The 24332-nt window shown below is 64.9% G+C and carries 28 protein-coding genes; 14 read left to right on the forward strand and 14 right to left on the reverse strand.

Annotated features, from left to right (window positions below; all coding sequences use genetic code 11):
* Positions 1-3 precede the first annotated feature (3 nt).
* The 3 genes from RN01_RS31875 to RN01_RS31885 all read right to left on the reverse strand — a co-directional run bounded on the left by RN01_RS31875 (position 4) and on the right by RN01_RS31885 (position 1280).
* Positions 4-432, reverse strand: a complete 429-nt coding sequence (locus RN01_RS31875; protein WP_008652586.1) for a MarR family winged helix-turn-helix transcriptional regulator — start codon at positions 430-432, stop codon at positions 4-6.
* Between the two features lie 157 nt (positions 433-589).
* Positions 590-919, reverse strand: coding sequence for a calcium-binding EF-hand protein (locus RN01_RS31880; protein WP_008652587.1), 330 nt, complete (start codon positions 917-919; stop codon positions 590-592).
* 154 nt (positions 920-1073) lie between these two features.
* Positions 1074-1280: a hypothetical protein gene (locus RN01_RS31885; protein ID WP_017510585.1), complete on the reverse strand. Its 207-nt coding sequence runs from the start codon at positions 1278-1280 to the stop codon at positions 1074-1076.
* A gap of 212 nt (positions 1281-1492) precedes the next feature.
* On the opposite strand from RN01_RS31885, the gene RN01_RS31890 reads away from it, so the two are divergent.
* Together RN01_RS31890 and RN01_RS31895 are read left to right on the forward strand one after the other, a co-directional pair.
* Complete coding sequence (locus RN01_RS31890; protein WP_017510584.1) at positions 1493-2329, forward strand: hypothetical protein; 837 nt, start codon at positions 1493-1495, stop codon at positions 2327-2329.
* 92 nt (positions 2330-2421) lie between these two features.
* Entirely contained in the window at positions 2422-3129 is a 708-nt protein-coding gene (locus RN01_RS31895; RefSeq protein ID WP_024570304.1) for an HAD-IA family hydrolase, read from the forward strand.
* A 39-nt stretch (positions 3130-3168) separates the two neighbouring features.
* On the opposite strand, the gene RN01_RS31900 is transcribed toward RN01_RS31895, so the two are convergent.
* Together RN01_RS31900 and RN01_RS31905 are read right to left on the reverse strand one after the other, a co-directional pair.
* On the reverse strand, positions 3169-4194 hold the full coding sequence (locus RN01_RS31900) for a hypothetical protein (protein WP_024570303.1): 1026 nt from the start codon (positions 4192-4194) through the stop codon (positions 3169-3171).
* 34 nt (positions 4195-4228) lie between these two features.
* Entirely contained in the window at positions 4229-4564 is a 336-nt protein-coding gene (locus tag RN01_RS31905; RefSeq protein WP_008652211.1) for a cupin domain-containing protein, read from the reverse strand.
* 509 nt (positions 4565-5073) lie between these two features.
* Here RN01_RS31905 and RN01_RS31910 point away from each other — a divergent pair.
* From RN01_RS31910 to RN01_RS31935, 6 genes are all read left to right on the forward strand, one after another.
* The gene (locus tag RN01_RS31910; protein WP_017510581.1) at positions 5074-6150 is read left to right on the forward strand and encodes a porin; all 1077 of its coding nucleotides are present in this window, start codon (positions 5074-5076) and stop codon (positions 6148-6150) included.
* Positions 6151-6273: 123 nt separating this feature from the next.
* Positions 6274-6639: a hypothetical protein gene (locus RN01_RS31915; protein WP_008652207.1), complete on the forward strand. Its 366-nt coding sequence runs from the start codon at positions 6274-6276 to the stop codon at positions 6637-6639.
* Positions 6640-6715: 76 nt separating this feature from the next.
* Complete coding sequence (locus RN01_RS31920) at positions 6716-7423, forward strand: hypothetical protein (protein WP_024570302.1); 708 nt, start codon at positions 6716-6718, stop codon at positions 7421-7423.
* Between the two features lies 1 nt (position 7424).
* A complete protein-coding gene (locus RN01_RS31925) occupies positions 7425-8072 on the forward strand; it encodes a hypothetical protein (RefSeq protein ID WP_017510579.1) in 648 nt (215 codons plus the stop codon).
* A 228-nt stretch (positions 8073-8300) separates the two neighbouring features.
* Complete coding sequence (locus tag RN01_RS31930) at positions 8301-8606, forward strand: DUF485 domain-containing protein (RefSeq protein ID WP_017510578.1); 306 nt, start codon at positions 8301-8303, stop codon at positions 8604-8606.
* Positions 8603-10264, forward strand: coding sequence for a cation acetate symporter (locus RN01_RS31935; RefSeq protein ID WP_017510577.1), 1662 nt, complete (start codon positions 8603-8605; stop codon positions 10262-10264). Before RN01_RS31930 ends, RN01_RS31935 begins: the two co-directional genes overlap by 4 nt.
* Positions 10265-10292: 28 nt before the next feature.
* On the opposite strand, the gene RN01_RS31940 is transcribed toward RN01_RS31935, so the two are convergent.
* On the reverse strand, positions 10293-10571 hold the full coding sequence (locus RN01_RS31940; RefSeq protein ID WP_024570301.1) for a hypothetical protein: 279 nt from the start codon (positions 10569-10571) through the stop codon (positions 10293-10295).
* Between the two features lie 160 nt (positions 10572-10731).
* Between RN01_RS31940 and RN01_RS31945 the strand changes: the two genes are divergently transcribed.
* The 3 genes from RN01_RS31945 (at position 10732) to RN01_RS31955 (ending at position 12576) form a co-directional block, all read left to right on the forward strand.
* A complete protein-coding gene (locus RN01_RS31945) occupies positions 10732-10920 on the forward strand; it encodes a hypothetical protein (RefSeq protein ID WP_008648821.1) in 189 nt (62 codons plus the stop codon).
* 82 nt (positions 10921-11002) lie between these two features.
* The gene (locus tag RN01_RS31950; protein ID WP_017510575.1) at positions 11003-12265 is read left to right on the forward strand and encodes a serine hydrolase; all 1263 of its coding nucleotides are present in this window, start codon (positions 11003-11005) and stop codon (positions 12263-12265) included.
* A 62-nt stretch (positions 12266-12327) separates the two neighbouring features.
* Positions 12328-12576 carry a hypothetical protein gene (locus tag RN01_RS31955; RefSeq protein WP_011520185.1) on the forward strand — a complete coding sequence of 83 codons (249 nt, stop codon included), beginning with the start codon at positions 12328-12330 and terminating at the stop codon, positions 12574-12576.
* An 82-nt stretch (positions 12577-12658) separates the two neighbouring features.
* On the opposite strand, the gene RN01_RS31960 is transcribed toward RN01_RS31955, so the two are convergent.
* Entirely contained in the window at positions 12659-13306 is a 648-nt protein-coding gene (locus RN01_RS31960; RefSeq protein WP_017510574.1) for a DsbA family oxidoreductase, read from the reverse strand.
* 240 nt (positions 13307-13546) lie between these two features.
* Here RN01_RS31960 and RN01_RS31965 point away from each other — a divergent pair, with 240 nt between their 5' ends.
* Complete coding sequence (locus RN01_RS31965; RefSeq protein ID WP_008648807.1) at positions 13547-13741, forward strand: DUF1059 domain-containing protein; 195 nt, start codon at positions 13547-13549, stop codon at positions 13739-13741.
* A gap of 81 nt (positions 13742-13822) precedes the next feature.
* On the opposite strand, the gene cyoD is transcribed toward RN01_RS31965, so the two are convergent.
* Genes cyoD through cyoA form a run of 4 tightly spaced genes read right to left on the reverse strand, consistent with a single transcriptional unit; the run spans position 13823 to position 17816 of the window.
* Positions 13823-14188: a cytochrome o ubiquinol oxidase subunit IV gene (cyoD, locus tag RN01_RS31970; RefSeq protein WP_008648806.1), complete on the reverse strand. Its 366-nt coding sequence runs from the start codon at positions 14186-14188 to the stop codon at positions 13823-13825.
* Positions 14185-14874 carry a cytochrome o ubiquinol oxidase subunit III gene (gene cyoC, locus RN01_RS31975; RefSeq protein WP_017510573.1) on the reverse strand — a complete coding sequence of 230 codons (690 nt, stop codon included), beginning with the start codon at positions 14872-14874 and terminating at the stop codon, positions 14185-14187. Before cyoC ends, cyoD begins: the two co-directional genes overlap by 4 nt.
* Before the next feature lie 2 nt (positions 14875-14876).
* Positions 14877-16853: a cytochrome o ubiquinol oxidase subunit I gene (gene cyoB, locus RN01_RS31980; RefSeq protein WP_017510572.1), complete on the reverse strand. Its 1977-nt coding sequence runs from the start codon at positions 16851-16853 to the stop codon at positions 14877-14879.
* A gap of 3 nt (positions 16854-16856) precedes the next feature.
* Positions 16857-17816 carry a ubiquinol oxidase subunit II gene (cyoA, locus tag RN01_RS31985; RefSeq protein WP_024570300.1) on the reverse strand — a complete coding sequence of 320 codons (960 nt, stop codon included), beginning with the start codon at positions 17814-17816 and terminating at the stop codon, positions 16857-16859.
* Positions 17817-17927: 111 nt separating this feature from the next.
* Here cyoA and RN01_RS31990 point away from each other — a divergent pair, with 111 nt between their 5' ends.
* Positions 17928-19325 carry a PLP-dependent aminotransferase family protein gene (locus tag RN01_RS31990; RefSeq protein WP_017510570.1) on the forward strand — a complete coding sequence of 466 codons (1398 nt, stop codon included), beginning with the start codon at positions 17928-17930 and terminating at the stop codon, positions 19323-19325.
* A gap of 9 nt (positions 19326-19334) precedes the next feature.
* Here RN01_RS31990 and RN01_RS31995 read toward each other — a convergent pair whose 3' ends face one another.
* Positions 19335-21095 (reverse strand): OPT/YSL family transporter, encoded by a 1761-nt coding sequence (locus RN01_RS31995; protein ID WP_024570299.1) that lies wholly within the window; start codon positions 21093-21095, stop codon positions 19335-19337.
* Positions 21096-21321: 226 nt separating this feature from the next.
* Between RN01_RS31995 and RN01_RS32000 the strand changes: the two genes are divergently transcribed.
* On the forward strand, positions 21322-22257 hold the full coding sequence (locus RN01_RS32000; protein WP_017512206.1) for a 2-hydroxyacid dehydrogenase: 936 nt from the start codon (positions 21322-21324) through the stop codon (positions 22255-22257).
* Between the two features lie 12 nt (positions 22258-22269).
* Here RN01_RS32000 and RN01_RS32005 read toward each other — a convergent pair whose 3' ends face one another.
* Positions 22270-23601, reverse strand: coding sequence for a HAMP domain-containing histidine kinase (locus tag RN01_RS32005; RefSeq protein WP_017512205.1), 1332 nt, complete (start codon positions 23599-23601; stop codon positions 22270-22272).
* Complete coding sequence (locus RN01_RS32010; protein ID WP_008646337.1) at positions 23601-24329, reverse strand: response regulator transcription factor; 729 nt, start codon at positions 24327-24329, stop codon at positions 23601-23603. Before RN01_RS32010 ends, RN01_RS32005 begins: the two co-directional genes overlap by 1 nt.
* Positions 24330-24332: the final 3 nt, after the last annotated feature.

Here is a 24332-nt window from a genome sequence, read left to right on the forward strand (position 1 = left end):
GCATCACTCGTCGTCGCTGGCCGGGAACTTGTCCTGCAGGCTCGTCAGCCAGCGCGCCACCACATCGATCTCGGCGGCCGTGAACCCCTCGGTCAATCGGGCATTCAGTTCGGTGAGATTCGACCGGGAGCGCTTGAGCGCGGTGCGTCCGGCATCGGTCAGCCAGATGCGGAAGGCCCGGCGATCGTGCTCGTCCAGGCCGCGTTCGACCAGCCCCGCCCGCTCCATGCGATCCACAAGCCCGCTCACGCCCGGCGCGCCAAGGTCGAGCGCCGCGCCTGCCTCGCTCATCAACGCGCCATCGTTCTTGCCGAGGAAGAACAGCATTCCGGCCTGCGATGCGGTGACGCCACCGGCGGCGGTGCGCGCCTGTGTCCATCGATGCAGCCGACGCTGACCGACATTCAGGAGGTAGACAAGTCGAGGATTCAAGACGGCACCCGGGTGATTTAGTTCGCGCGCGAATTTTTTAAATGTTATCACGCACGTCACACGGGACTTTCGATGACCGGGGGGACCGGTCTGGAGATACGCTCAGGCGCGACCAAGGCGGCGCCGGTGGCGACCGCCCTGGCGGATGCGGCTCGGATCAGTTCAGGTTGCCCGGGTCCTGGGCGCGGCGCTGCTTCGCCTTGGCGGCGTAGTACGCGCCAACCTGCTTCTGCGTGACGTAGCCCTTCTTCTTGGCATCGATCTTGTCGAAGTCCTTCGCCACATGCGGCATTCCTGCCTCGGCTTCCTCGCGCGTCAGCTTGCCATCGTGGTTGGCATCCGCCTCGTTGAACTTCTCCGTGAACTTCGCCTTGGCTTCCTGCGCGTTCGCAGGTGGTTGCGGCTGCGGTTGGGTCTGCGCGCCAGCGGTGGCGGACAGCAACAGCAACGCGAACACTGCGCCGGCAGCGGCGAAACGATGGCTCATATCAGTCTCCTCGGGTAACTCAGGTTGTTGTGATGCCACCGCGGGCCTCCCCACAGCAGCGGTACTGCAATGGACCCAATCCAGACGCATTCTATGGGCACCGCTTGCGTTCGGCCGACGCATCGAAAGAATTCAATTCCGCAGCACAAAGGCTTCACATCAGGTTGTCTTCATCTCGTGACAGCCACGACTCGACACGGTTGCGGCCGCCCCTCGTGGCGCAATAGGGCGCAAGGAACCAGCCCCATGCTTCAAACGCCTGTTCGCCACGTAGCGGGCGCGGCGTCCCATTGATCACGGCACGCTGCGTCACGAGCGTTTTGAGGATGCATGCGCGATCACCCAGGAACGGCGCCGCCATGACGGAGGCTTTCCGTCTCATGAATTACGACGGCGGACGAATGATCGGAACGTCGCGCGTATGGGAAACCCGATCTGGCGGCAAGTGCATCATGACCCGCCCATCGCATTGCGTGCTTGGGCATCGCCCGGGCTTTCGTCTACGTTATAAAACCAGGCCGCTTCAATGGGGGGTGCATGATGAAGAGGGTCACTGTGCGCTGGGCCATTCGTATGGCCATCTGCCTCGCAACCGGCCTGCTCGCGGCAGGCAACGTGAGCGCATCAGACATCATCTGCCATCCGCGCGGAACCACCCCCCCGGTGGTTTGCGATGATCCCGGCGGCAACGGGATGCGCTGCTCGCTGAACACCAACAACCCACACGCAAGTGGCACACGCAATCGCCTGGTGTGCGATTCGGCGGGACTGTCCGAGCGTTACGAACGCATCTATGCCGAGCAGCAAAGGATGCTGCACAAGGGCACGATCCAGAACGCCGATATCGTCGCCTGGCGCGCCCGACGGGATGCCTGTGATTCGGCACGCTGCCTCGATGGCCTGTTCCACCTGTTCTGGCGGGACCGTAGTTCGATGCACGGCACGACGGCCGCCGCGCCGCACGTCGCAGCGAGCGTGCCATCGACCGGACGTCATGACGCGCCGCCGACACCCGCTGCGCCAGCGCAACGCATGGCGACGATGGCAGAACCTGTCCGCGCGACTGCCGCACCTGCCATCGCGCAGCCGGTTCGCGCCACATCGTTTGAAACATCCGTTGCCATGGCTGTCGCGCGCGCCCCCGTCACCTCGACAACCGCCGTCGACATCTCGCTGACCGATTCGGACACGGCGACCAATGCCGACGAGTCCGGACCTGCATCACTGGCGTGGGCCAGCGCCTTGCTGGCACTGGTCATCACAGGAACTACGGCTGGAGTCCTCTGGCGCCGTCGACGCGCCTACCCGCCTTATCGGCCGCCCGTGGTCATCCCCGCAGCCATCGTGATCGTGTATGCGCTGCTGCTGGTCAACGTGTTGCTATTGCCATTCACGCTCAGCCTGAAGTGACCTTGCGGTCGACCCGGCCTGCGGGGGCGATGCGAACGAAGATGGTAAATTCGGCGGAACCCCTGCAATTCCGCTTTTTCACATTCCCCACCATGCGTCTGGCCGGTATCTCCGCAATATCTCTCGATCTCGACGACACCCTTTGGGCCTTCGAACCTGCCGTCGTGCGCGCGGAACAGGTCCTGCATGACTGGCTGCTGCAGCAAGCGCCCAAATCCGCGCCGATCCTTTCATCGCCCCAGGTGCTGCGTGACCTCCGCGTCCAGTTCGAGGCCATGCGCCCCGAGCTGGCTGGCGACATGCGCGCGCTGCGGCTGGGCTCGATCCGGTTGGTGCTCGACATGTCGAAAGAAGACCCCGGCCTTGCCGAGGCCGCCTACGACGCTTTCTACGCCGCGCGCCAGCAGGTCGATTTCTTCGACGATGCCCTGCCCGCGCTGGAATGGCTGAGCCAGCGGTTTCCGCTCGTCGCGGTATCGAATGGCAATGCGAATCTCAAGCTGACTGGCGGGCACCAGTTCTTCCGGGCATCGCTGAACCCGCAGAGCTTTGGCAGCGGCAAACCCGGCGCCGCGATTTTCCACGCGGCAGCCGATGCAGCCGGATGCGCGCCCGGCCGGATGCTTCACGTCGGTGACGATCCCGACCTCGACGTTGCCGGTGCGATCGCCGCAGGCGCACAGGCCGCATGGGTGGTGCGCTCCGAAGAGGCGTCCGCCGCGCAATGGTCACGCAGCAGCCCGCCTCCGCACCTGATCGTTCGCGATCTGCGGGCGCTGTGTCAGGCACTGGACGCCTGAAGCGCGTAAAGATGTTATCGAAAGAAAACGAAACAGCTCTTAGAGGAAGCGCTCCGCTTCGTCCAGCATATTGCGCACCGGGACTATCGCACTGCGCTTCACCCGCACCAGCATGAACGCCCGAACCAGCGGCGGGGCACCGGGGATGGTCGCCGACGACAGCTCGACGTCATCGCCACCCACGTCGTCTTTCGTCAGCAGGACATTCATGCGGCTCAGCCGCACGTGCCGGTAATCCACCCGGAGCAATTGCCTGACATCCCCGATCACCTTGATCAGGATGTCCAGTTGGCGATCGAGCGTGCCGGTGGCCTCGGACAGCTTGGCCAGTTCGGCATCGTTGCGCGCGATTTCGGCGTCCAGTTTCGCCACCTCACCGATTGCCGGTTCCACCGCGCCGCCCACTACCGCGCCCATCCCCTTGCCTTGCGACTCGAGCAGGCGCTGCCGCGTCTTGAGCAGTGCGATCTCCTGCTTGAGCGCATCGCGCTTCGTCAGCCGGCTGGCAATGCGCGCCATCCCCTGGATCGCCAGTTGGTCGAGCATTCGGCGCACGATCTCCTCGCGCAGCGCGGCCTCGGCCGGCTCGCACATCGTGAGTTGGTGATCGCTGAAGCTGAATGTCGTCTGCGGCACATCGGAGCGCACGGTATCGCCTTCCGTGGCCACGCCGAGCGTGTGGCGCTCCACCATGGTCATGCCGAGCACCGCGTACGCCTCATCGGCCGCCAGGTTGTTGTCGAAGAACTTGCGCAGTGTCGCGGCCCCATTCAGCGCGCGGGATACGTCGTCCGCCGTCGCAAAGCAGGCATGGATGCAGGCATCCGTCGACCAGTCGGCCGCGCATGCCTCATGAACGGCGGGCAGTTGGGCCACCAGCCCCCTGACGTATTCGAGCGCCGCGGCGGTCTCGGGCGCCAGCCTCTGCTGGTAGCGCGTGGCCAACCGCAGGCGCGGATTCAACGCCGTCATGCGCTCGATTGTGTCTTCGACGTCACGTCCGCCTCTGGCGCCCCCACCGGATGCCTCGGTCCCGCGCCGCCTGAACCATCTGCTGATACCCATCGGATCCTCTTGTCAGTCGCGTGTCAGTCGCGTGTCAGTCGTGATTCAGCAGCACGATCGTCAACAGCAGCGAGGCATCGCTGAGCGCCGCCACGTCGTGCGGCTCCCCGCCGGCGAGGTAGAGCAGATCGCCGTGTCGAAGCCGTTGGGCAACGCTGCCGAGCGTTACCTCGATTTCGCCTTCGAGACATTGAATCGTGACCGGGCCGGGTACCGCGTGCTGTGGCAGCCGCTTGCCGGCCAGCATGACGAGCCGGGCAACTTCGAGGTGGGGGGCCTTGAACAGCGCGCTGCTCGGCGTTTGCGCCAGGTCCGTGCCGAGCGGCAGGACGCTCGCGGTCTGGCCAGACGAAAGATGGGGCAGTGACATGGATAGGGGCTCGCTGATTGGATGAACGCCGGGCGGCGCGACGCACGCCGCATGTGGCCGCTTTCAGTCTATTGCCAGAACCGGCCGGTCAGAAAGGGACGTGCGTCAAAAGACGCGCATTTCGGGGCGTCGGAGCGAATGCAGTAAACTACGCATCGTTCGCCACGCCGGACGCGGCCCGTCGTGCATGTCTTTATCTGCACACGAGCCGCCGTCACGAACGTCGAAGTGGGTATCCGGCGAACACATCCCTGGGCCCTCGCGCCCGCCCCACCAGCCTGCCCGAACCTGCCAACGAGCGGTCCGGCTTGCGCCCCCTCCAGGCTTTGCCTGCCGCTTCGACCCTCGATCCGGGCCTACGCGCCTTTTGCCGCGCACGGTCTGGATAACGCCCCGCGCGCCCTGACGGGACCGCCGCGCGGGACTGGAACCCCCCAGGCAACTGCCTGACCGGCCTGTCCCTGGACGCGCTCATGCGCCGGGCGGGACCGAATTCCGGAGGACAATCCATGAAGAAGTCAGCCAGCCTCTGGCTGCTTGCCGCCACCGTCGTGCCCGGCACCACCTACGCCGAATCCGGTGTGAACCTGTACGGCATCGTCAGTTCGGCGGTGCGCTATACCTCGAACCTCGACGGTCGGCATCATGACCAGGTCGCACTCGTATCGGGCGGCATGGTCGCCAGCCGCTTCGGCCTGCGGGGCTCCGAGGACCTTGGGGGCGGCAACAGGGCCATCTTCCAGCTCGAGGCCGGCATCGGCAGCGACGATGGCCGCGCGGCCTACAACGCATTTTTCGGCCGCCAGGCCTGGGCCGGTCTCTCCGGCAACTGGGGCAGTCTGACCTTCGGGCGCCAGTACAACGCGCTCAACAACATCGGCTGGGCGTTCAATCCGCTCGATCAGGGCTGGGGCAACTTCTGGTCCGACCCGCTGTACGTCGGCGGCGACATCTTCTTCCAGGACTACCGCATCAACAACAGCGTGGTCTATCAAAACACGATCGGCCCGTTCTCCGTCCAGCTCGACTACGGCGCGGGCGAGCAACCCGGCAACCAGAGCCGCGGCACCACGCTCGGCGGCGGCGTGAAATACCAGCAGGGGCCGCTGGCGCTGGGCGTGGCCTACGACCAGCGCAGCAGCACCGATGGCACGAACACGATCCGCAACTACTCGGTGGGCGGGTCCTACGCGTTCGGCAAGGCCACGGCCTACCTGGGCCACATGGGACGTCGCGAAACAGTCAGCGATGCCTCATTCGCCACCTCGTTCATCGGCCTCGGCTATCAGCTCACCCCTGCGCTGCATCTGTCTGGCGCCTATTACCGCTACCAGCAACGCGGGGCCGTGACCACGCAGTTCCAGGAGACGCCCATCCTGCTGGGCAGCGGCAACGCCGACAGCGTCGCCCTGGTCGGCGACTACGCGCTCTCCAAGCGCACCAGCCTGTACGTGGAGGCCGATGTCGTCTACGCGCGCGGCGGCACCGTCGGCCGCGAGACCGAGTATTGGGCTGGCACGCCGGTGACCGACATCGACAGCACCACACGCGTGGGCGTCATGGTCGGCATGCGCCATCAGTTCTGAGCATCCGGCTGGTTTCCATTGGTCCCTAGGGCTTTGGACCAATGGAGACCATACAGCGGCAGGGATAAAGTGGATCGAGCACAACGGACAGCCGCCTCGCAGGAGAACATCTTGAAGCCATTGATGCGTACCGCCTTGATTGCAGTGCTGGGCCCCTGCTGGCTGGCGGCCTGCAATACCGCGCCAATCCCGCCCGGCAAACCCGTCGATATCTCCACCGCGCTGGAAAAGATCACCACCGACCTGTGCGCGTTCAAGCAGAAGTTCGCGCAAAAGGCACAGGGCCAGGGCGTGGCGGTGGATACCTATCGCGTCGAGCTGGCGCTGAGTGTCGACGGCGCGCGGAATCCGCCCGTGGCCGTCGCGCCGGATATCGCCTTCATGCCGACCGTGAGCTATGGCCAGACCATCACCATCGCCAAAGACAGCAAGGTGGTGGTGACCTTCAAGGATACGGGCGCATCGAGCCTGGCGTGCGACGGCCAGTAGCGGCGCATTCCTGAACGCTGCCGTCCGCCCGGCACCCATCTCGAACCACTCCAACTTACCCGCCAGGTGAACCGCCATGCCAGGAAGCCAATCGGAGTCCGATGCGATGGAGCAGGCGGACGAAGGGCGCGATCCAGCCCTTAATGTCGTCGATCGTGTCGCAGAGATGTGCTTTGGGCTGTTCATGGCCCTGACGTTCGTCGGCGCGGTATCTTCGGCAACTTCCGCGCCCTCCCCGACTTCCGGGGCCGACGCGGGCCACACGATGCTCGTCACGGCGCTGGGCTGCAATCTGGCCTGGGGGCTCGTCGACGCGATCATGTTTCTGGTACGCACCCTGGCGGATCGCGGGATGCGATTCAAGGTGGCAACAGCCGCCCGGGAGGCGCCAACCGCAACCGAGGCTGTGCGCGCCATCCGCACCGCGCTGTCACCCAGCGCGCAGTTGCTGCTGAGTGACGCGGAGATCGACATGTTGCGCCAGCGGCTGGCCAGTGCCGTGGAGCTCCCTGAGCGGGCGAAGCTCAATACCCGCGACCTGCTGGGGTCCATCCGCATCTTCTTCATCGTCGTGCTGTCCACGTTTCCTGTCGCGCTGCCATTCGTGTTGCTGAGCGATGTGTCGACGGCCCTGATCGTTTCCCGCATCCTGACCCTCATCATGCTGTTCGCAGGGGGCATGGCGCTCGGTCGCCACGCAGGATTCAATGGCTGGGCCACCGGCATTGGCATGACCGCGCTCGGCGTCGCCCTGACAATGGCCGTCATCGCCCTGGGGGGATGAGATGCGCCACCCGGTCGCCGCATTGGGTATCGCGCTGGCCGTATCCAGCGCGCACGCGCAGGAAGTTGCCGCGCCTGCGGCCAACGCATCGCAGGAAGCGCAGCCACCCACCTGGAATTTCTCGCTCGCCGGCTACTGGAACATGCCGCGTCAGGAGCAGAGTTACCTGTCCGCCATCGCGATCGCGGAGCGCGACAAGCTGCATCTCGAAGCCCGTGTCAACTACGAGGCCATGCACGCGCAATCGGCCTTCGTTGGCTGGTCCTTCGCCGGCGGCGAAGCTTTCACCTACAAGGTGACGCCGATCATCGGCTTCGCCATGGGAAGCATCCACGGCGTGATTCCAGGGCTGGAGGCGAGTCTCGCCGCGTACAAGTTCGACTACTACATCGAAGCCGAGTACCTGACCGGCTCCGGCACGCAGACGCCAAGTTATCTCTATGCCTGGAGCGAGCTTGGGTATCGTCCGGTCGATTGGCTGCGGCTTGGCTTCGTGATGCAACGGACGCGGATCTACGGCGGCGATCGTGAGTTCCAGCGTGGCGGCCTGGTGCAACTCACGTTCAAGAACGTGACGGTCGGCTGCTACTGGTTCAATCCCGGCTCGTCCGAACAGGTGGTCATGACGAATCTCACCGTCTCGTTCTAATTCTCCTGCGCGCGGCAGCACGCAATGCCGTGACGCCCCAAGCCCATCCCGACGCACCACTCCGCGTTTACCCCCGGGCATTTCTGTGACCCGTGTAAGAAGCAGGTAAGCCGAACACCGTACCTTGTCGGCATGGTTCCCTGATGACGCTCATATTGCGCGCCCCGCTGGCGTGGCGCGCGGGCGGCACTCGGCCATGCAAAGCGCACAAGTACGCAGGAGACAGAGATGAATGACGATCTGGTCGAAAGACTGAAGACCAACCCACGGTATCAACAACTCGTCCACAAGCGCTCGCGGCTTGGCTGGATGCTCACGCTCGTCATGCTCGTGGTGTATTACGGCTACGTGCTGCTGATTGCCTTCGACAAGGACCTGATGGCCAAGAAGGTCGGAGACGGCGTGACGACATGGGGCATGCCGATCGGGCTGTTCGTGATCGTCTTCACCGTCGTCATCACGGGGCTCTACGTGCGCCATGCCAACAACACTTATGACGAGCTCACCGAGCAGATCAAGCGGGAGGTCGCATGAAAACGCATCACGTTATCGCCGCAAGCGGCGCCCTGCTGTTGTCGACGGCCGCGTTGGCCGCGGGTGGTGATCTTGGTCAGGCCGTCAAGCAGCCCACCAACTGGACGGCCATCGGCATGTTTGTCGTGTTCGTCATCGGCACGCTGTTCATCACCAAATGGGCGGCCAAGCGGACCACGTCCGCGGCGGCGTTCTATACGGGCGGTGGTGGCATCACCGGCTTCCAGAACGGCCTGGCCATCGCTGGCGACTACATGTCGGCGGCATCGTTCCTCGGCATTTCCGCCGCCGTGTTCGCAAACGGCTACGACGGCCTGATCTACTCGATCGGCTTCCTGGTCGGCTGGCCGATCATCACGTTCCTGATGGCGGAGCGCCTGCGCAACCTCGGGCGCTTCACCTTTGCCGATGTGGCCGCCTACCGCTTCAAGCAGGGCCCGATCCGCGCGTTCGCGGCGTCGGGCACGCTGGTGGTGGTGGCGTTCTACCTGATCGCGCAGATGGTGGGCGCCGGGCAACTGATCAAGCTGCTGTTCGGGCTCGAGTACTGGATCGCGGTGGTGATCGTTGGCGCGCTGATGATGGTGTACGTGCTGTTCGGCGGCATGACGGCAACCACCTGGGTGCAGATCATCAAGGCTGGCCTGCTGCTGGGCGGCGCATCGTTCATGGCCTTCATGGTCATGGCGCAGTTCCACTTCAGCCCCGAGGCACTGTTCGCCAAGGCCGTTGAAGTCCATGCCAAGAAGGACGCGATCATGGGCCCGGGCACATTCATCAAGGACCCGATTTCTGCGATCTCGTTCGGCATCGCGCTGATGTTCGGCACGGCCGGCCTGCCGCACGTCCTGATGCGATTCTTCACCGTGCCCAACGCCAAGGAAGCGCGCAAGTCCGTGTTCTGGGCCACCACGTGGATCGGCTACTTCTACATCCTGACGTTCATCATCGGCTTCGGCGCCATCGTGCTGGTGAGCACCAACCCGACGTTCCAGGACGGTAGCGGCAAGCTGCTCGGCGGCCTCAACATGGCGGCCGTTCACCTGGCCACTGCAGTGGGCGGCAACGTGTTCCTCGGGTTCATCTCGGCGGTGGCGTTCGCGACAATCCTGGCCGTGGTGGCCGGCCTCACGCTGGCCGGCGCGTCAGCCGTGTCGCACGACCTGTACTCCACGGTCTTCATGCACGGCAAGGCAACCAGCTCGATGGAACTGCGCGTGTCGCGCATCACCACGATCATTCTGGGCATCATCGCCGTGGTGCTCGGCATCGTCTTCGAGAAGCAGAACATCGCGTTCATGGTGTCGCTGGCGTTCGCCGTGGCGGCATCGGCCAACTTCCCGGTGCTGTTCATGTCGGTGCTGTGGAAGAACTGCACCACGCGCGGCGCGATGGTGGGCGGCTTCCTCGGCCTGCTGTCGGCCGTGATTCTGACCGTCCTGTCGCAGGCGGTGTGGGTCGACGTGTTCCACTTCAAGGATGCGCCGTTCCCGTACACGTCTCCGGCGCTGTTCTCGATGACGATCGGCTTCGTCGGCATCTGGTTCTTCTCGATCACCGACAGGTCGCCCCGGGCACGTATCGACCGGGCCGGCTTCGAGGCACAGGAACTGCGTTCCGAGACCGGCATCGGCGCCGTCGGGGCCGCAAGCCACTGATCCGCCCGGCGCCGCCCTCCCGCGGCGCCTACGGCAACTGCTTGCCGGGCAGCGTGGGTGTCACGCCACGCGTGCCTGCGGCGGGCACACGGCGCGTGCCGGTCTGTCTGGCACGCGCCTTCTCCTTGCCTGACACCGGCGTAGCCAGAATGGCCTGGCCCTCGAACTGGCCGCGCGCGTCGAACGCCCCCATCCGCACCGGCTCGCCCATGCCGCCCACCACATGCTGGGCCAGCGCGTTACCGGAACTGGCTGCCGCGAGCAGCCATGCCGCCGTCATCACACGAACGCCGCAATCCCTTTTCATTCGATCCTTCCGTATCCCTTATCGTCACGGTCGGCGAGCATAATGCGGGCGGGATGCTGGCGTTGTAATGAATTGTTATGCCCCCGCGCAAGGCCACCAGACGGCCCGAACCAGCCGCTTGCCGGCCCACCTGCGTACAATGCCGGGCTCAACTAGTGGGATGACGTCCGTGAAGAAAACCGACCTGGAAAAGAACAAGGGCCTGAAGATCAACAACAGCATGAAACAGTACGGCGCCAACCGGGCTGGCTCGCTGCCTAAGGGCGGCCGCCGCGCAGAGACCGGCAAGACCGGCCTGCTCGGCAAGCTGCTCGGCAAGGCCGTGCCGCCGGAGAAGGCTGGCGACTGAGCGGGATCCGCGTCTCCCGGGGTATCCTTGACCCTTCACGGCACATGCAGCACTGAACTGAACGCCGGATCGAGGAGAAGCCATGGATATGCAAGGCAGGGAAACGCAGGGGATGTCCCGGGAGCGGCTGGGGCGGATCGATCGTTTCATCAATGAAGCGTATATCGCCAACGGCAAGCTACCGTGCGCGCTGACCCAGGTGTGGCGGCGCGGCGAGCTGGTGTTGAACTCGGTGCTGGGCCAGGCCGACCGCGAGCGGCAGGTGCCGCTGGCCGAGGACTCGATCTTCCGCATCTACTCGATGACCAAGCCGATCACCTCGGTGGCGATCATGATGCTGCTCGAGGAATGCAAGATCGCGCTGGACGATCCGGTCAGCAAGTACATTCCCGCATGGGAAAACCTCGGCGTCTTCACCGGCGGCTTCATGGAGAGCTTCCAGACGCGCGCGCCGGCACGACCGATGCAGGTGGTCGACCTGCTGCGCCACACCTCTGGACTGACCTACGGCTTCCAGCAGAACACCAATGTCGATGCCGCCTATCGCAGGCTGAAGCTGGGCGACATCGCCACGGACGGCACGCTCGACGACATGATCGAGAAGCTGGCCACGCTGCCGCTAGAGTTCTCGCCGGGTGAGGCCTGGAACTACTCGGTATCGACCGACGTGCTGGGCTACCTGGTCGGCAAGATCAGCGGCATTCCGTTCGAGACCTTCCTGAAGGAACGCATCTTCGATCCGCTGGGCATGGTCGATACCGCGTTCCATGTACCCGAGGACAAGGTATCGCGCTTCTGCGCGTGCTACGCCATCGGCGCGCTGGGTTCGAAGGTCATTTCGCCGCGTGGGCCGATGCTCCAGGACGATCCTCTGGCCAGCACCTACCTGAAGCCGCCCAGCTTTGTCTCGGGTGGCGGTGGTCTGGTGTCGACGGCGGCGGACTACATGCGCTTCGCGCGCATGTTGCTGCAGGGCGGTGAACTGGATGGCGCGCGCCTGCTGAGTCCGAAGACCCTGGCGCTGATGACGGCCAACCATCTGCCGGGCGGCGTGGATCTGCCGCGTATGTCCCGCTCGATGTTCAGCGAGGCCACCTACGAGGGCGTCGGATTCGGACTCGGCTTCGCCACGACGCTCACGCCAGCCACCACGCTGATTCCCGGCAGCGCCGGAGACTTCTTCTGGGGCGGCGCGGCCAGTACGTTCTTCTGGGTCGATCCCGAGGAAGACCTGATCGGCCTCTTCCTGACCCAGCTCCTGCCGTCGTCGGCCTATCCCGTGCGCCGCCAACTGCGCACGATGGTCTACAGCGCGATCACGGAGCCGGGCGCCGGTGCGCGCTGAACGTCACACGCATCGGACGGTACTACAATGCACGCATCAGAGACCGAGTCGGGATACCGTTGATGAAGAAAGCAACTTCCCTCGTTGCGATCGTGCTGATCGCCTTCAGCACGCTGGCCAACGCCAGCGTGGCCGAAGGCGCCCGTGAATTCAAGGCCGACGTCAAGGCGGCGGGCAAGAAGACCGGACACGCGGTGCACGAGACCGCGATTGCGATTGGCGACGGCGCCAAGGCTGCCGGCCATGCCGTCGCCGATGCCAGCAAGCGTGGCTATCACTCGACGAAGAAGTTCGTAACGGGGCACGAGTAAGGGGCACGAGTAAAGTCACCCCGACGTCCAGCAGGCAACGTGGCCGCGTGCGGGTGAGGACCCGCACGCGGCCACGGTCACTTCATGACTGCCGTTTTTCCAGCACTTCGCGAATCACCTGCTCGAAGGCTTCCGGCAGTTGCCCGCCCGTGAGGAGGTAGCGGTTGTCGAAAATGACCGATGGCACCGAGTTGATACCCATCGACTGGAACTGCGCCACTTCTGCGCGCACTTCATCGGCATAGGCATCGCTTTCCAGAATGCGGCGCGCCTCCGCGCCATCGAGACCCGCCGATTGCGCGGCCTCCACGATCACGTCGTGATTGCTCGGGTCCTTGCCCGCGCCGTGATACGCCTTCAGCAAGGCCAGCTTGAGCGGCAGCTTCTTGCCCTGCGTGCCGGCCCACTGCAACACGCGATGCGCGTCGAAAGTGTTGTAGATATGCGTCCGGGGGCCGAACTCGAATCCAACCGCCTCGCCGCGCTCGCGGATCTGTACCTGGCGTTCGGCAAGCTGCTCGGCGGTGCTGCCGTACTTCGTGCTGACGTAGTCGAGGATGGTGCGGCCTTCCGGCGGCATGTCGGGATTCAGTTCGAACGGATGCACGACGATCTCGGCTTCCACTTCGTCCCCGAGACGCTCCAGCGCCTGCTTGAGCGACGTCAGGCCAATGGCGCACCATGGGCATGCGATATCGGAAACAAAATCGATCCTGAGTGCTTGAGTCATGACTTTTCCTGATCTGCGGAATATGGGAACCGCGACAGGTTAGCGTGAATCGCCGGGCCGTGCTTGGCGATGCGTGCCACGCCCTATACTGGACATGACATCGGCCAACCGCGCCGGTGTCCCGTCAACGACCATGCCTGCAGGAGGAGCCGAACCCGCGGATGCTGCGCAGCCGGCCTCCGCACTGGGAGCCCCCGAGAGGTTCCCGTCCCGACGAACCATTCGCGCCAGGAGGCAACGATGGGACGCAAATTCATCGATTGCCGCGACTATCCCAGCCAGATGCATTGCACGGTGGCACTCAGTGCTGATACCGAAGAGGAACTGCTGGAAGCCGCGGTCCAGCACGCTGTGCAGGTGCACGAGCATCAGGACACGCCAGAGTTGCGCAGCCAGCTCAAGGCGTGCTTCAAGGACGGCTCGCCGCCGAGTTGAAGCCTGGATAAAAAAGGGGCGCGGCGGCACAACGCCCATTGTGCCGCCACGCCTTCCCCAAACCGGATCGGTTCGATTCGCTCAGCCCTTCGGGCTGGCCTGCAGCGGCATCGACTGCATCGGCATCATGTTCAGATTGGCGTTGTGCATGACCCACAGCGAGCCAGACACCACGATGGCGATCAGGAACACCGTGCAGGCGAAGATCGCCGTGTTGCCACGCTGCCCCTTGCGCGGGCCCAGATGCAGGAAGAAGACCAGTTGCACCAGCAACTGCGCGATGCAGAGCAGGACGATGACCGCGAGCCCGTAGCCCGGCGGCAGTACCCCACTCATCACGGCACCGAAGGACACCAGGGTCAGCACCACCGACAGCCCGTAGCCGATCAGATGGCTGCGAATGCTGCCGTGCGACGATTCATGAGCGGTAACGCTGGTGGGCTTCACAGGAAGGTCCTCAGGTAGACGATGGAGAAAACGCAGATCCACACCAGATCCAGGAAGTGCCAGAACAGGCTCAGGCAGGCCAGGCGTCGACGCACGATGCCGTCGAGGCCGAACACCTGGATCTGGTGCACCATCACGATGATCCAGAGCAGCCCGGCCGTGACGTGCAGACCGTGCGTGCCCACCAGCATGAAGAACGCCGACAGATAGGCGCTGCGGCCCGGGCCAGCCCCTTCGTGAATCAGCTCCATGAACTCGAAGATCTCCATGCCGACGAACGCCGCGCCGAGCGCGAACGTCAGGACCATCCAGCGGATGACCTGGTTCGGATTGGCCTTGCCGTCCTGCAGCTTGATCATCGCCACGCCGAAGGTCAGGCTGCTGGTCAGCAGCAGCATCGTTTCACCGAGCACGAAGCGCAGGTCGAACAGTTCGCGCCCGCCCGGGCCGCCTGCGGTGTTGTTGACCAGCACGCCGAACGTCGCGAACAGCACCGCGAAGATCAGGCAGTCGCTCATCAGATAGAGCCAGAAGCCCAGCGTGGTGCGCGATTGCACCACGTGATCGTCGTGTCCGTCGTGACCGTCGTGACCATGGGCAGCGTCATGGCCGTGGGCGTCGGACGCATGGCCCGGCGCATGGATGCCGGGCGCTGCGTCGGCCCGGAGTTTCAGGGATGTCGTCATGATCAGTTGGCGCCTTGCAGTTGCTGGAAGCGCGCGCGTTCGATGCGTTCCACTTCGGCGGCGGGGACGTAGTAGTCCACGTCGCGGTCATACGCGCGGGCGATGAAGGTGAAGATCATCGCGGCCAGGCCGAAGCCGACCATCCACCAGATGTGCCAGACAAAGCCGAAGCAGAACACAAGGCCGAACACGGAGACGAGGAAGCCGGCCGATGTATTGCGCGGCATATGGATGTCCTCGTACCTGGCGGGCTGCGCGTAGGCGCGGCCGGTATCCTTGTCTTCCCAGTGCTGCTCCAGCGACGTGATGTTCGGCACGTGCGCGAAGTTGTAGAACGGCGCGGGCGAGGCGGTGGCCCACTCCAGGCTGCGGCCATCCCACGGATCGCCGGTCAGGTCACGGTTCTGGTTGCGGTCACGCACGCTGACGTAGAGCTGCCACAGGATCGCCAGGATGCCGGCGCCGATGATGCACGCGCCAACCAGCGCGACGATCAGGTACGGCTGCCACTCGGGGTTGGTGTAGTGGTTCATGCGGCGGGTCATACCCATCAGGCCCAGCGCGTACAGCGGCATGAAGGCCAGGTAGAAACCGATCAGCCAGCACCAGAACGCGACCTTGCCCCAGAACTCGTTGAGCGTGAAGCCGAACACCTTCGGGAACCAGAACGACATGGCCGCCAGACAACCGAAGACCACGCCACCAATGATCACGTTGTGGAAGTGGGCGATCAGGAACAGGCTGTTATGCAGCACGAAATCCGCGCCCGGCACGGCCAGCAGCACGCCGGTCATGCCGCCCACCGCGAACGTCACCATGAAGCCGATGGTCCACAGCGTCGATGAATGGAAGCGGATGCGGCCGCGATACATCGTGAACAGCCAGTTGAACAGCTTCACGCCGGTCGGGATCGAGATGATCGACGTCATGATGCCGAAGAACGCGTTGACGCTGGCGCCCGATCCCATCGTGAAGAAGTGATGCAGCCAGACGAAGAACGACAGCACACCAATCGACGACGTCGCGTAGACCATCGACTTGTAGCCGAACAGCGGTTTGCGCGAGAACGTGGCGATGATCTCCGAGAACGCGCCGAAGCACGGCAGGATCAGCACGTAGACCTCGGGGTGGCCCCAGATCCAGATCAGGTTCACGTACATCATCGCGTTGCCGCCAAGCTCGCTGGTGAAGAAATGCATATCCAGGTAGCGGTCGGCGGTAAGCAGCGCCAGCGTGGCGGTGAGCACCGGGAAGATGGCGACGATCAGGATGTTCGTGATCAGCGCGGTCCAGGTGAACACCGGCATCTTCATCAGCGTCAGGCCCGGCGCGCGCATCCGCAGAATCGTGACGATGAAGTTGATGCCTGTCAGCGTGGTGCCAAGCCCTGATATCTGTAGCGCCCAGATGTAGTAATCCACCCCGACGGTGGGACTGTACTCAAGACCACTGAGCGGTGGGTAGGCCACCCATCCGGTGGCGGCGAAATCGCCAACGAACATCGAGATCATCACCAGCACCGCGCCAATGGCCGAGAGCCAGAAGCTCAGCGAGTTGACGAACGGATAGGCCACGTCGCGCGCGCCGATCTGCAGCGGCACGATCACGTTCATCAAGCCCAGGATGAACGGCGTGGCCACGAAGAAGATCATGATCACGCCGTGCGCCGTGAAGATCTGATCGTAGTGGTGCGGCGGCAGGTAACCGGCGGTCTCGCCGACGGCAATGGCCTGCTGCGTGCGCATCATGATGGCGTCGGCAAAGCCGCGCAGCAGCATGACCAGCGCCATGATGATGTACATCACGCCAACGCGCTTGTGGTCCACCGAGCAGATCCACTCGCGCCAGAGGTAGGTCCACTTGTGGTGATACGTGATCGCGCCGAACAGCGCGGCGCCGCCCAGCAGTACCACCACCAGCGTGCCCATGATGATGGGCTCGTGCATGGGGATGGCATCGAGAGTGAGTTTTCCGAACATGGGTTATTGCTCCACGGTGTCGGGCAGCGGCGGCAGTGCGGCGCGCAGCGTCTCGGGGCTGTCCGCGCGGCAGATGTCGCCATAGCTGGCCATGTATTGATCGACGACACCCTGGAAGAGGCGTGGCGAAACGTTTGCGTAGATGGTGACCGGGTCCTTGCTGCTGGGCTGTTTCAGCGCGCGGTAGGTCTGTTCGTCGAGCACGTTGCCGGACGCCCGTGCGCGGGCGATCCAGGCATCGAAATCCTCGCGCGAGGTGGCAACCGTCCGGAAATGCATGTCCGAGAAACCGGCGCCGCTATAGGCAGCGGAGCGGCCGTCGAACACGCCGGTTTCATCGGCGATCAGATGCAGCTTGGTTTGCATCCCGCTCATCGCATAGACCATGCTGCCGAGCTTCGGGATGAACAGCGCATTCATCGCCGATTCGGCCGTGATGCGGAAGTTGATGGGCGTGCCGACCGGCACAGGTAGCTCGTTCAGCGATGCCACGCCGTACTGTGGATAGATGAACAGCCACTTCCAGTCGAGCGCGACGACGTCCACCTCTATCGGCGCCACCTTCGATTCGAGCGGCCGGAACGGGTCGAGCTTGTGTGTGGTGTCCCAGATGATGATGCCGAGCAGCGCCACGATCACGCACGGGATGCCCCAGACGACGACCTCGATCTTGGTCGAATGCGACCAGCGCGGCGCGTACTCGGCCTTGGTGTTGGTCTCGCGATACCGCCACGCGAACACCAGCGTCAGGATGATGACCGGGATGACCACCAGTAGCATCAGCGCGGTGGACAGCACGATCAGGTTGCGCGTTTGCACACCTACGGCGCCGCTCGGGGAGAGCAGATCGTAGGAACAACCGCTGAGGATCAGGGGAGCCGCGACGTAGAGCCACGCGCGGACTTTGGGGGGGATGGGTACTCGCCGGCGGACATGCTCCGGGGCGGCAACTCGCTCACGCATTTCAGACACCTATTGATGGGGGCACAGGCGTATTCCGGGTATTTGTATGGATTGGCCTGAGGTGCGCGGGATGCTAAGGTAAGACAACATCCATACAAGACGGATTTTTCGGTGCGTACAAAGACTTCCGCGCTTACAGGCAAGCCGGCCTGGATCGGCGAGTTCAGCCCGACCGGCGGGCCGCGCTATCTGCAAATCGCGGGATTCCTCGAGCACGCGGTGGCAGACGGGCGGCTCTCTCCCGGGGACCGGCTGGCGCCTCAGCGAGAACTGGCAGCAATGCTTGGCGTGGACCTGACCACAGTGACACGGGCGCTGGCCGAGGCGCGGCGCCGTGGGCTGGTCGAACCACGCGGCTCGCTCGGCACCTTCGTCGCCGCGCCGGTCTTCGAACTGGCCCAGACCGTGGACCTGAGCATGAACGTGCCGCCACCACCGGAAAGCATCGACTTCGACGACATGCTCCGGCGCGGGTTGGCGCAGGTGACGCTGCACGCGGACGCCAGCCTGTTGATGACCTACCAGTTGGGTGGCGGCACGCAGCCGGATCGCGAAGCCGGCGCGCGGTGGCTCGGACCGATGCTCGGCACGGTAGCGTCCTCACGCGTGATCGCCAGCCCCGGTGCCCAATCGGCGTTGTCGGCAGTGATCCTCTGCCTCAGCGACCCGGGGTCAGTCATCGCGGCGGAGCCGCTGATCTATCCGGGGCTGCGCGCGGCGGCGGCGCAAACGGGGCGGCGCGTGGTGACGGTGGCGACAGATAGCGACGGAATGCGTCCCGATGCGCTCGAAGCCGCTTGCCGCGCGCACGCGATTCGGCTCATCTACCTGAACCCGACGTTGCAGAATCCCACCACGCACACGATGCCCGAGCACCGTCGGCGTGACATCGCACGGGTGGCCGCCCAGTGCGGCGCGCGGATCATCGAGGACGACCCGTACTGGCTGCTCACGCCCGACGCACCGCCCCCGGTGGCCGCACTCGCGCCAGAGCAGACGATTCATATTGCGACCCTGTCGAAATGCCTGAGCCCCGGATTGCGCACCGCATACGTGGTGGCGCCCGATGCCGACACGCAGGAGTCGATCCTGGCCGCGCTACGCGCGATCACCCTCATGGCGTCGCCGATCGCCACCGCGCTTGCCACGCAGTGGATTCGCGATGGATCCGCCGAGGCATTGCTGAACGGCATTCGCAGCGAAGCGGCGGCTCGGCAGCAAATCGCGCAGCAATGGCTGATCGGAGCCGAACAGTCGCCGCAATCTGGCATCCATGTGTGGCACCCGTTGCCAAGTTACTGGACGTCGAGCGGATTCAGCCGCGCGGCCAGCGACGAGCACCTGCGGGTGACCGCATCGGATGCGTTTTCCGATGGGACCGATGCGCCCAACGCCATTCGTATTTCGCTCGGCGGCGTGGCGGAGCGCGCGCAGCTTTCGATGGCGCTCAAGAAACTGTCGGGGTTGCTCGCGCGCAAGCCGCCACACGCAATGCTGCAGGTGATCTAGTCCGCCGTATCAGTGCACGACCGCCAGCAAGCCTGCGATGCCGAACCCCAGCGCGGCCAGCGCATCGCCGGCGATCAGTCCGCCACCGACCAGCGATGTCGTGCTCATGTCATCGGGCAGTGCCGCATCCTTTGATGACGATTGCGCCCGGCTGTCGACCAGGTTGGCGACCACGCCACCGGCCGCCATCCACGCGGCGGCGGGCAAGTTAACGAAGCCGCCGAAGGACGACGCATACGGCGACGGCAGCAACACGGCATCCAGAAGGAAATCGCAGCCCTTGCCGACACGGCTCTGCTCCGTGAACCGGCGATAACGCGTCGACGCCCTTATCAGCTTGCGCAGGACTTCGGTGACGAGCCCGATGCCCAGGCCAATCCATACCGCCAGCCGCAGATACGGCTTGTCTTCGGTCATGCTGCGCAGCGCACCGACAATCTTGTAGGTCATGGCCGACGTCCAGCGCGCGGGCTGGGCATCGGCGGGCAGTGTGGTCTGGTCCAGTCGCAGAACCGGATAGGCATCCATGAACAGACGCGCGAGCAGCACCGCCAGGATCGCGCCCACGACGATGCCGGCGACCTGATAGCCGAACTGGATCATGCGATTGGTGCCGAGGCGCCAGCCAGTGGATCGGTCCTGCTGCATGTCACATGCCTCTGCCGTGGAGACCAGCAGCACGGTTGCGGCAATCAAGCCGACATGCGGCTGACGCAAACCCACCGCCGCCATCAGGATCACCGTCAGCACGAACGCGGACGAAATCGGATTCTGGTCGACCATGCCGACCGAGATGCCGTTGACTAGCGCGAATATCAGCACCAGCGCCACGGCCATCAGTTGATAGCCGACCGGTTGGCCGAACCAGGCCACGCCGGCGGCCACGACCGCCGCGCCCCAGACCGCTACCCATGCGACGATCCAGCGTTGCGGCGCCCTGCCGCCCGAGCCAACGGCGCGCGTGCGTTGCGCCGCGCGCATCAGGAGTAGCGACACATCGACGGCCGCCGCGCCCATGATCATGCCCAGCGCGATCAGGAACGTGATCTTGCGATAGGGGTCGCCCGGCGCCAGCCAGCCGATGGAAACGAAATACGGCGTCAACGCCCAGCTTGCGAGCCCGCCGACCAGCGCCGCGATGCCAATGCGGGCACCGACGATCATGCCCGCGCCAAACGTGGAAGCCGACAGGTCGATCGCGCCAAGCCATGCTACGCGTGTGGCACCGATGCTCGCCAGCACGCCAAGCCCGGTGCCGCCCGCCAGACGGGCAACCGAGCGCCGCAGCAGCACGGGATCGGTCAGCGCGCGCAGGATATTGGCCACCGCGAGCCCGGACGGGAACGTGAGCTGCATCCGGTCCACCAGCAGCGGGGTATAGAGCATTCCCACGCCCACCCCATACATGCCGATGCAGAGCATGTAGCCGATCAACTGCCACATCGGCGGCGGCGCCATGCCCATCCAGCCCATCGCCTGGATCACGACGGCCATGCCGCTCATGCCGGCCACGGACGCGGCGGCGGTCTGGATGTAGTTCGCGCCGTGACGCCCGGATGCGCCGTAGCCCGCCGTCACGGCCGACCCGAGAATGCCGGCCAGTACCTGTCCCCCCACGAAGAACCCGAGCGAAAAGTTCATGTAGGCCGCGGCGATACCACCGAGCGGCCCCAGGATCAGCATCCCGGCCGCGCCGAGCAGCAGGTGGTATTGCCAGCTATCGGGGGCAGGCAACCAGGTTGGGAGTTCTCGGGTGAGGGTAGTGGGCATTGGGTGATTGTGAGCGGCTGCGGGAGGATACCGGACATGTCCAGCATCATCGCCCACCAAAGCGTACCCATTTCTGCGTACGCCAAATGCCCGAAGCGTACCCGTTTCTGCGAGCGTGGGCGAGGGCCGGCAGCCATCGACCATCAGGCATAAAATGGCGCTTCGGCCGCTGAAGCCGACATCCAGAAGCAGTCTCTCCCTCGCCTTGCCGTTACGTCCTGAAGTCATGAAGCCCGCCCTGCTCATCCTCAACCATCTCGAACCTGCCCACCTCGCCCTTATCGCCGAACACTACGACGTTCGCTATGCGCCGACTGCTGCCGAACGTGCTACCGAGGTCGCTACCCATGGCAAGACCTTCCGCGCGGTGCTCACCATCGGCAGCATTGGCTTGACCGCGAAAGAAATCGACGCCATGCCCGCGCTGGAGCTGGTCTGCGCGATGGGTGCCGGCTACGAGAACATTGACACCGCCAAATGCCGCGAACGCGGCATAGCCGTCGGCAACGGCGCCGGCACCAATGACAGTTGCGTGGCAGACCATGCGATGGCGTTGCTGCTGGCGTCGGTACGCCGCGTACCCGCTTACGATCGCGCCACGCGCGAAGGCATCTGGCGCAATGCGCTGCCGCTGGCCCCGAATTTGTCAGGCAAGCGGATGGGCATTATCGGGCTGGGCACGATCGGCCGGCGAATCGCGCAACGTGGTCTCGGGTTCGATCTGGAGATCGGCTATCACAACCGCCGCGCGCGCACGGACGTGCCGTATCGCTACTTCGACAGCGTGATGTCCCTGGCCGAATGGGCCGACTACCTGATCATCGCCACGCCGGGCGGCACAGAGACGCGCCATATGGTCGACACGCCCGTGCTGCGCGCGCTGGGCCCGGCGGGCTATCTGGTGAATATCGCGCGTGGCAGCGTGGTAGACACGGCGGCGCTGGCGGCCGCGCTTCGGGCAGGCGAACTAGGCGGCGCGGGGCTCGATGTCTACGAAAGCGAGCCGGCACCGCCCGTCGAACTGTTCGATTGTCCCAACGTCGTGCTGACGCCGCACGTGGCCGGCTGGTCGCCCGAAGCAATCTTCGCCTCGGTCAGCCAGTTCGTCGAGAACGCGCGGCGGCACTTTGCCGGCGAGCCGCTGGTGGCGCCGGTACTCTGATCAGCCGACAGATCAGGCGGTCACAGGAAACACCACCCGCACACGCAGCCCCGGCGCCGCATCTTCCAGAAAGACGCGCGCGCCGTGCGACTGCGCGATCTCGGCCACGATGGCCAGACCTAGCCCGCTTCCGCCGGTGGGCGCATCTGGGACGCGATAGAAGCGATCGAACACGCGCTCGCGCTCGGCGGCGGAAATACCCGGGCCGTTGTCGATCACGGCCAGTTCCACGCCCGCCGCGGTCTCGCTCACCCGCACATCGATGCGCCCGCCACGCGGAATATATTGCAGCGCGTTGTCGACCAGATTGGTCAGCAGGATGCGCAAGGCATCGGCATCGCCACGCACGGTGGCCTGGCTCCCGGCCTTGTCATCCAGACCGAGGTCGATATCGCGATTGATGGCGGCCTGGGACATATCCGCCACCACGCCGACGGCCAGTTCGCGCAGGTCGATCGGTTCATGTGGCGGCGGCACGGCGCCTGGCTCCTGCCGCGCCAGCGTGAGCAACTGCGCCACGAGGTGGGTCAACCGCTCAAGCCCCTGCCGTAGCTGACCCACGGCGTCCTGCCGGGCCTCGGCATTTTCGGCGCGTTCGACGAGTTGAGCCTGCAACTGCAGCGCGGCCAGCGGCGTGCGCAACGCATGAGCGGCATCGGCCACGAACGCGCGTTGCGTGTCGATGGCATGCGCCAGCCGCCCCAGCAACTGATTCAAGGCATCGGATAACGGCGCGATCTCCACGGGCATATTGCGCACGGACAGCGGCGCCAGCGTGTTGGCATCGCGCGCGCTCACCTCGCTGGCAATCTCGCGCAGCGGCCGCAAGCCACGCCCCACCGCCAGCCACACCAGCCAGCCAAGCAGCGGCAACAGCAGCAGCAGCGGCGCCACCGTGCGCAGCGCCATATGCGCGGCCAGCGTGCGACGCGCGCTCATCGGCTGGGCGATCTGCACGACCGCCGGCCCAAGCTGCACGCTGTAGATGCGCCACTCGCCAGAGTTGGTCTGCGCATTCGAGAAACCCAGTTCCGCCTGCGGCGGCAATGCCGGATGCGAGTGCGACAGATAAAGGCTGCGCCCCGAGCCATCCCAAATATGGATCACGACGTCCTCGTCGGCGTGCAGCAAGTCAGCGCCCGTCGGGCTGCCGGAATCGAACGGCGGCGCCACCGGCGCGGAAAACTGGCTCGGCAACGCGGCCGCCAGTTGCTTCATCTGGTAGTCGAACAGCGCGTTGGCTTCCTGCCGCGCCTGCCCATAGATCAGCGCGGTGGCCACGGCGATCCCCACGGCAAGCCCCGCCGCCAGCCACCAAAGCAGCGTACGTTGAATCGAGCGCATCAATGCATGGCTCCCTCGGGACCGCCCTTGGTGTCTTGTTCCGCGCCGCTTTCGGCGGGGATCACATAGCCCACCCCGCGGATATTGCGAATCAGCGCCGCGCCGAACTTGCGGCGCAGCGCATGGATATAGACCTCCACCGTATTGCTGCCGACTTCGTCATCCCAGCCATACAACCGCTCCTGAAGCTGCGGCACCGACCACACCTTGCCGGGTCGGGCCATCAGCGCCGACAGCAGTGCGAATTCACGCGCCGACAGCCGGACGGAAGCGCCGGCCTGGGTGGCTTCGCGGGTGGCGGGGTTGAGCATGATGTCGCCGTAGCGCAGCACCGGTTCCGCGCGCCCCTCGGCACGGCGCACCAGCGCGTGCATACGGGCCGCCAGTTCCTGCAGGTCGAACGGCTTGATCAGGTAGTCGTCGGCGCCAGCGTTGAGTCCGGCCACGCGGTCGGCCACCGCGTCGCGCGCGGTCAGGATCAGCACCGGCGTGCGCACATTGCGGGCCCGTAGCGTCTTCAGGACGTCGAGCCCAGGGCGGCGCGGCAAACCCAGGTCTAGCAGCACCACGTCGTAGCCGCCGTCGGCCCGGGGCCCGTGCTGGTCCGATGCGGCATCGAGCCCGGCATCGCCATCGCGCACCCAGTCGACCGTAAAACCCTCCTGGCGCAGCGCCACCTTCACGCTTTCGCCGATCATGGCGTCATCTTCTACCAGCAATACACGCATCGT

This window comes from Cupriavidus sp. SHE, from assembly GCF_000812445.1.
GTDB lineage: Bacteria > Pseudomonadota > Gammaproteobacteria > Burkholderiales > Burkholderiaceae > Cupriavidus > Cupriavidus metallidurans.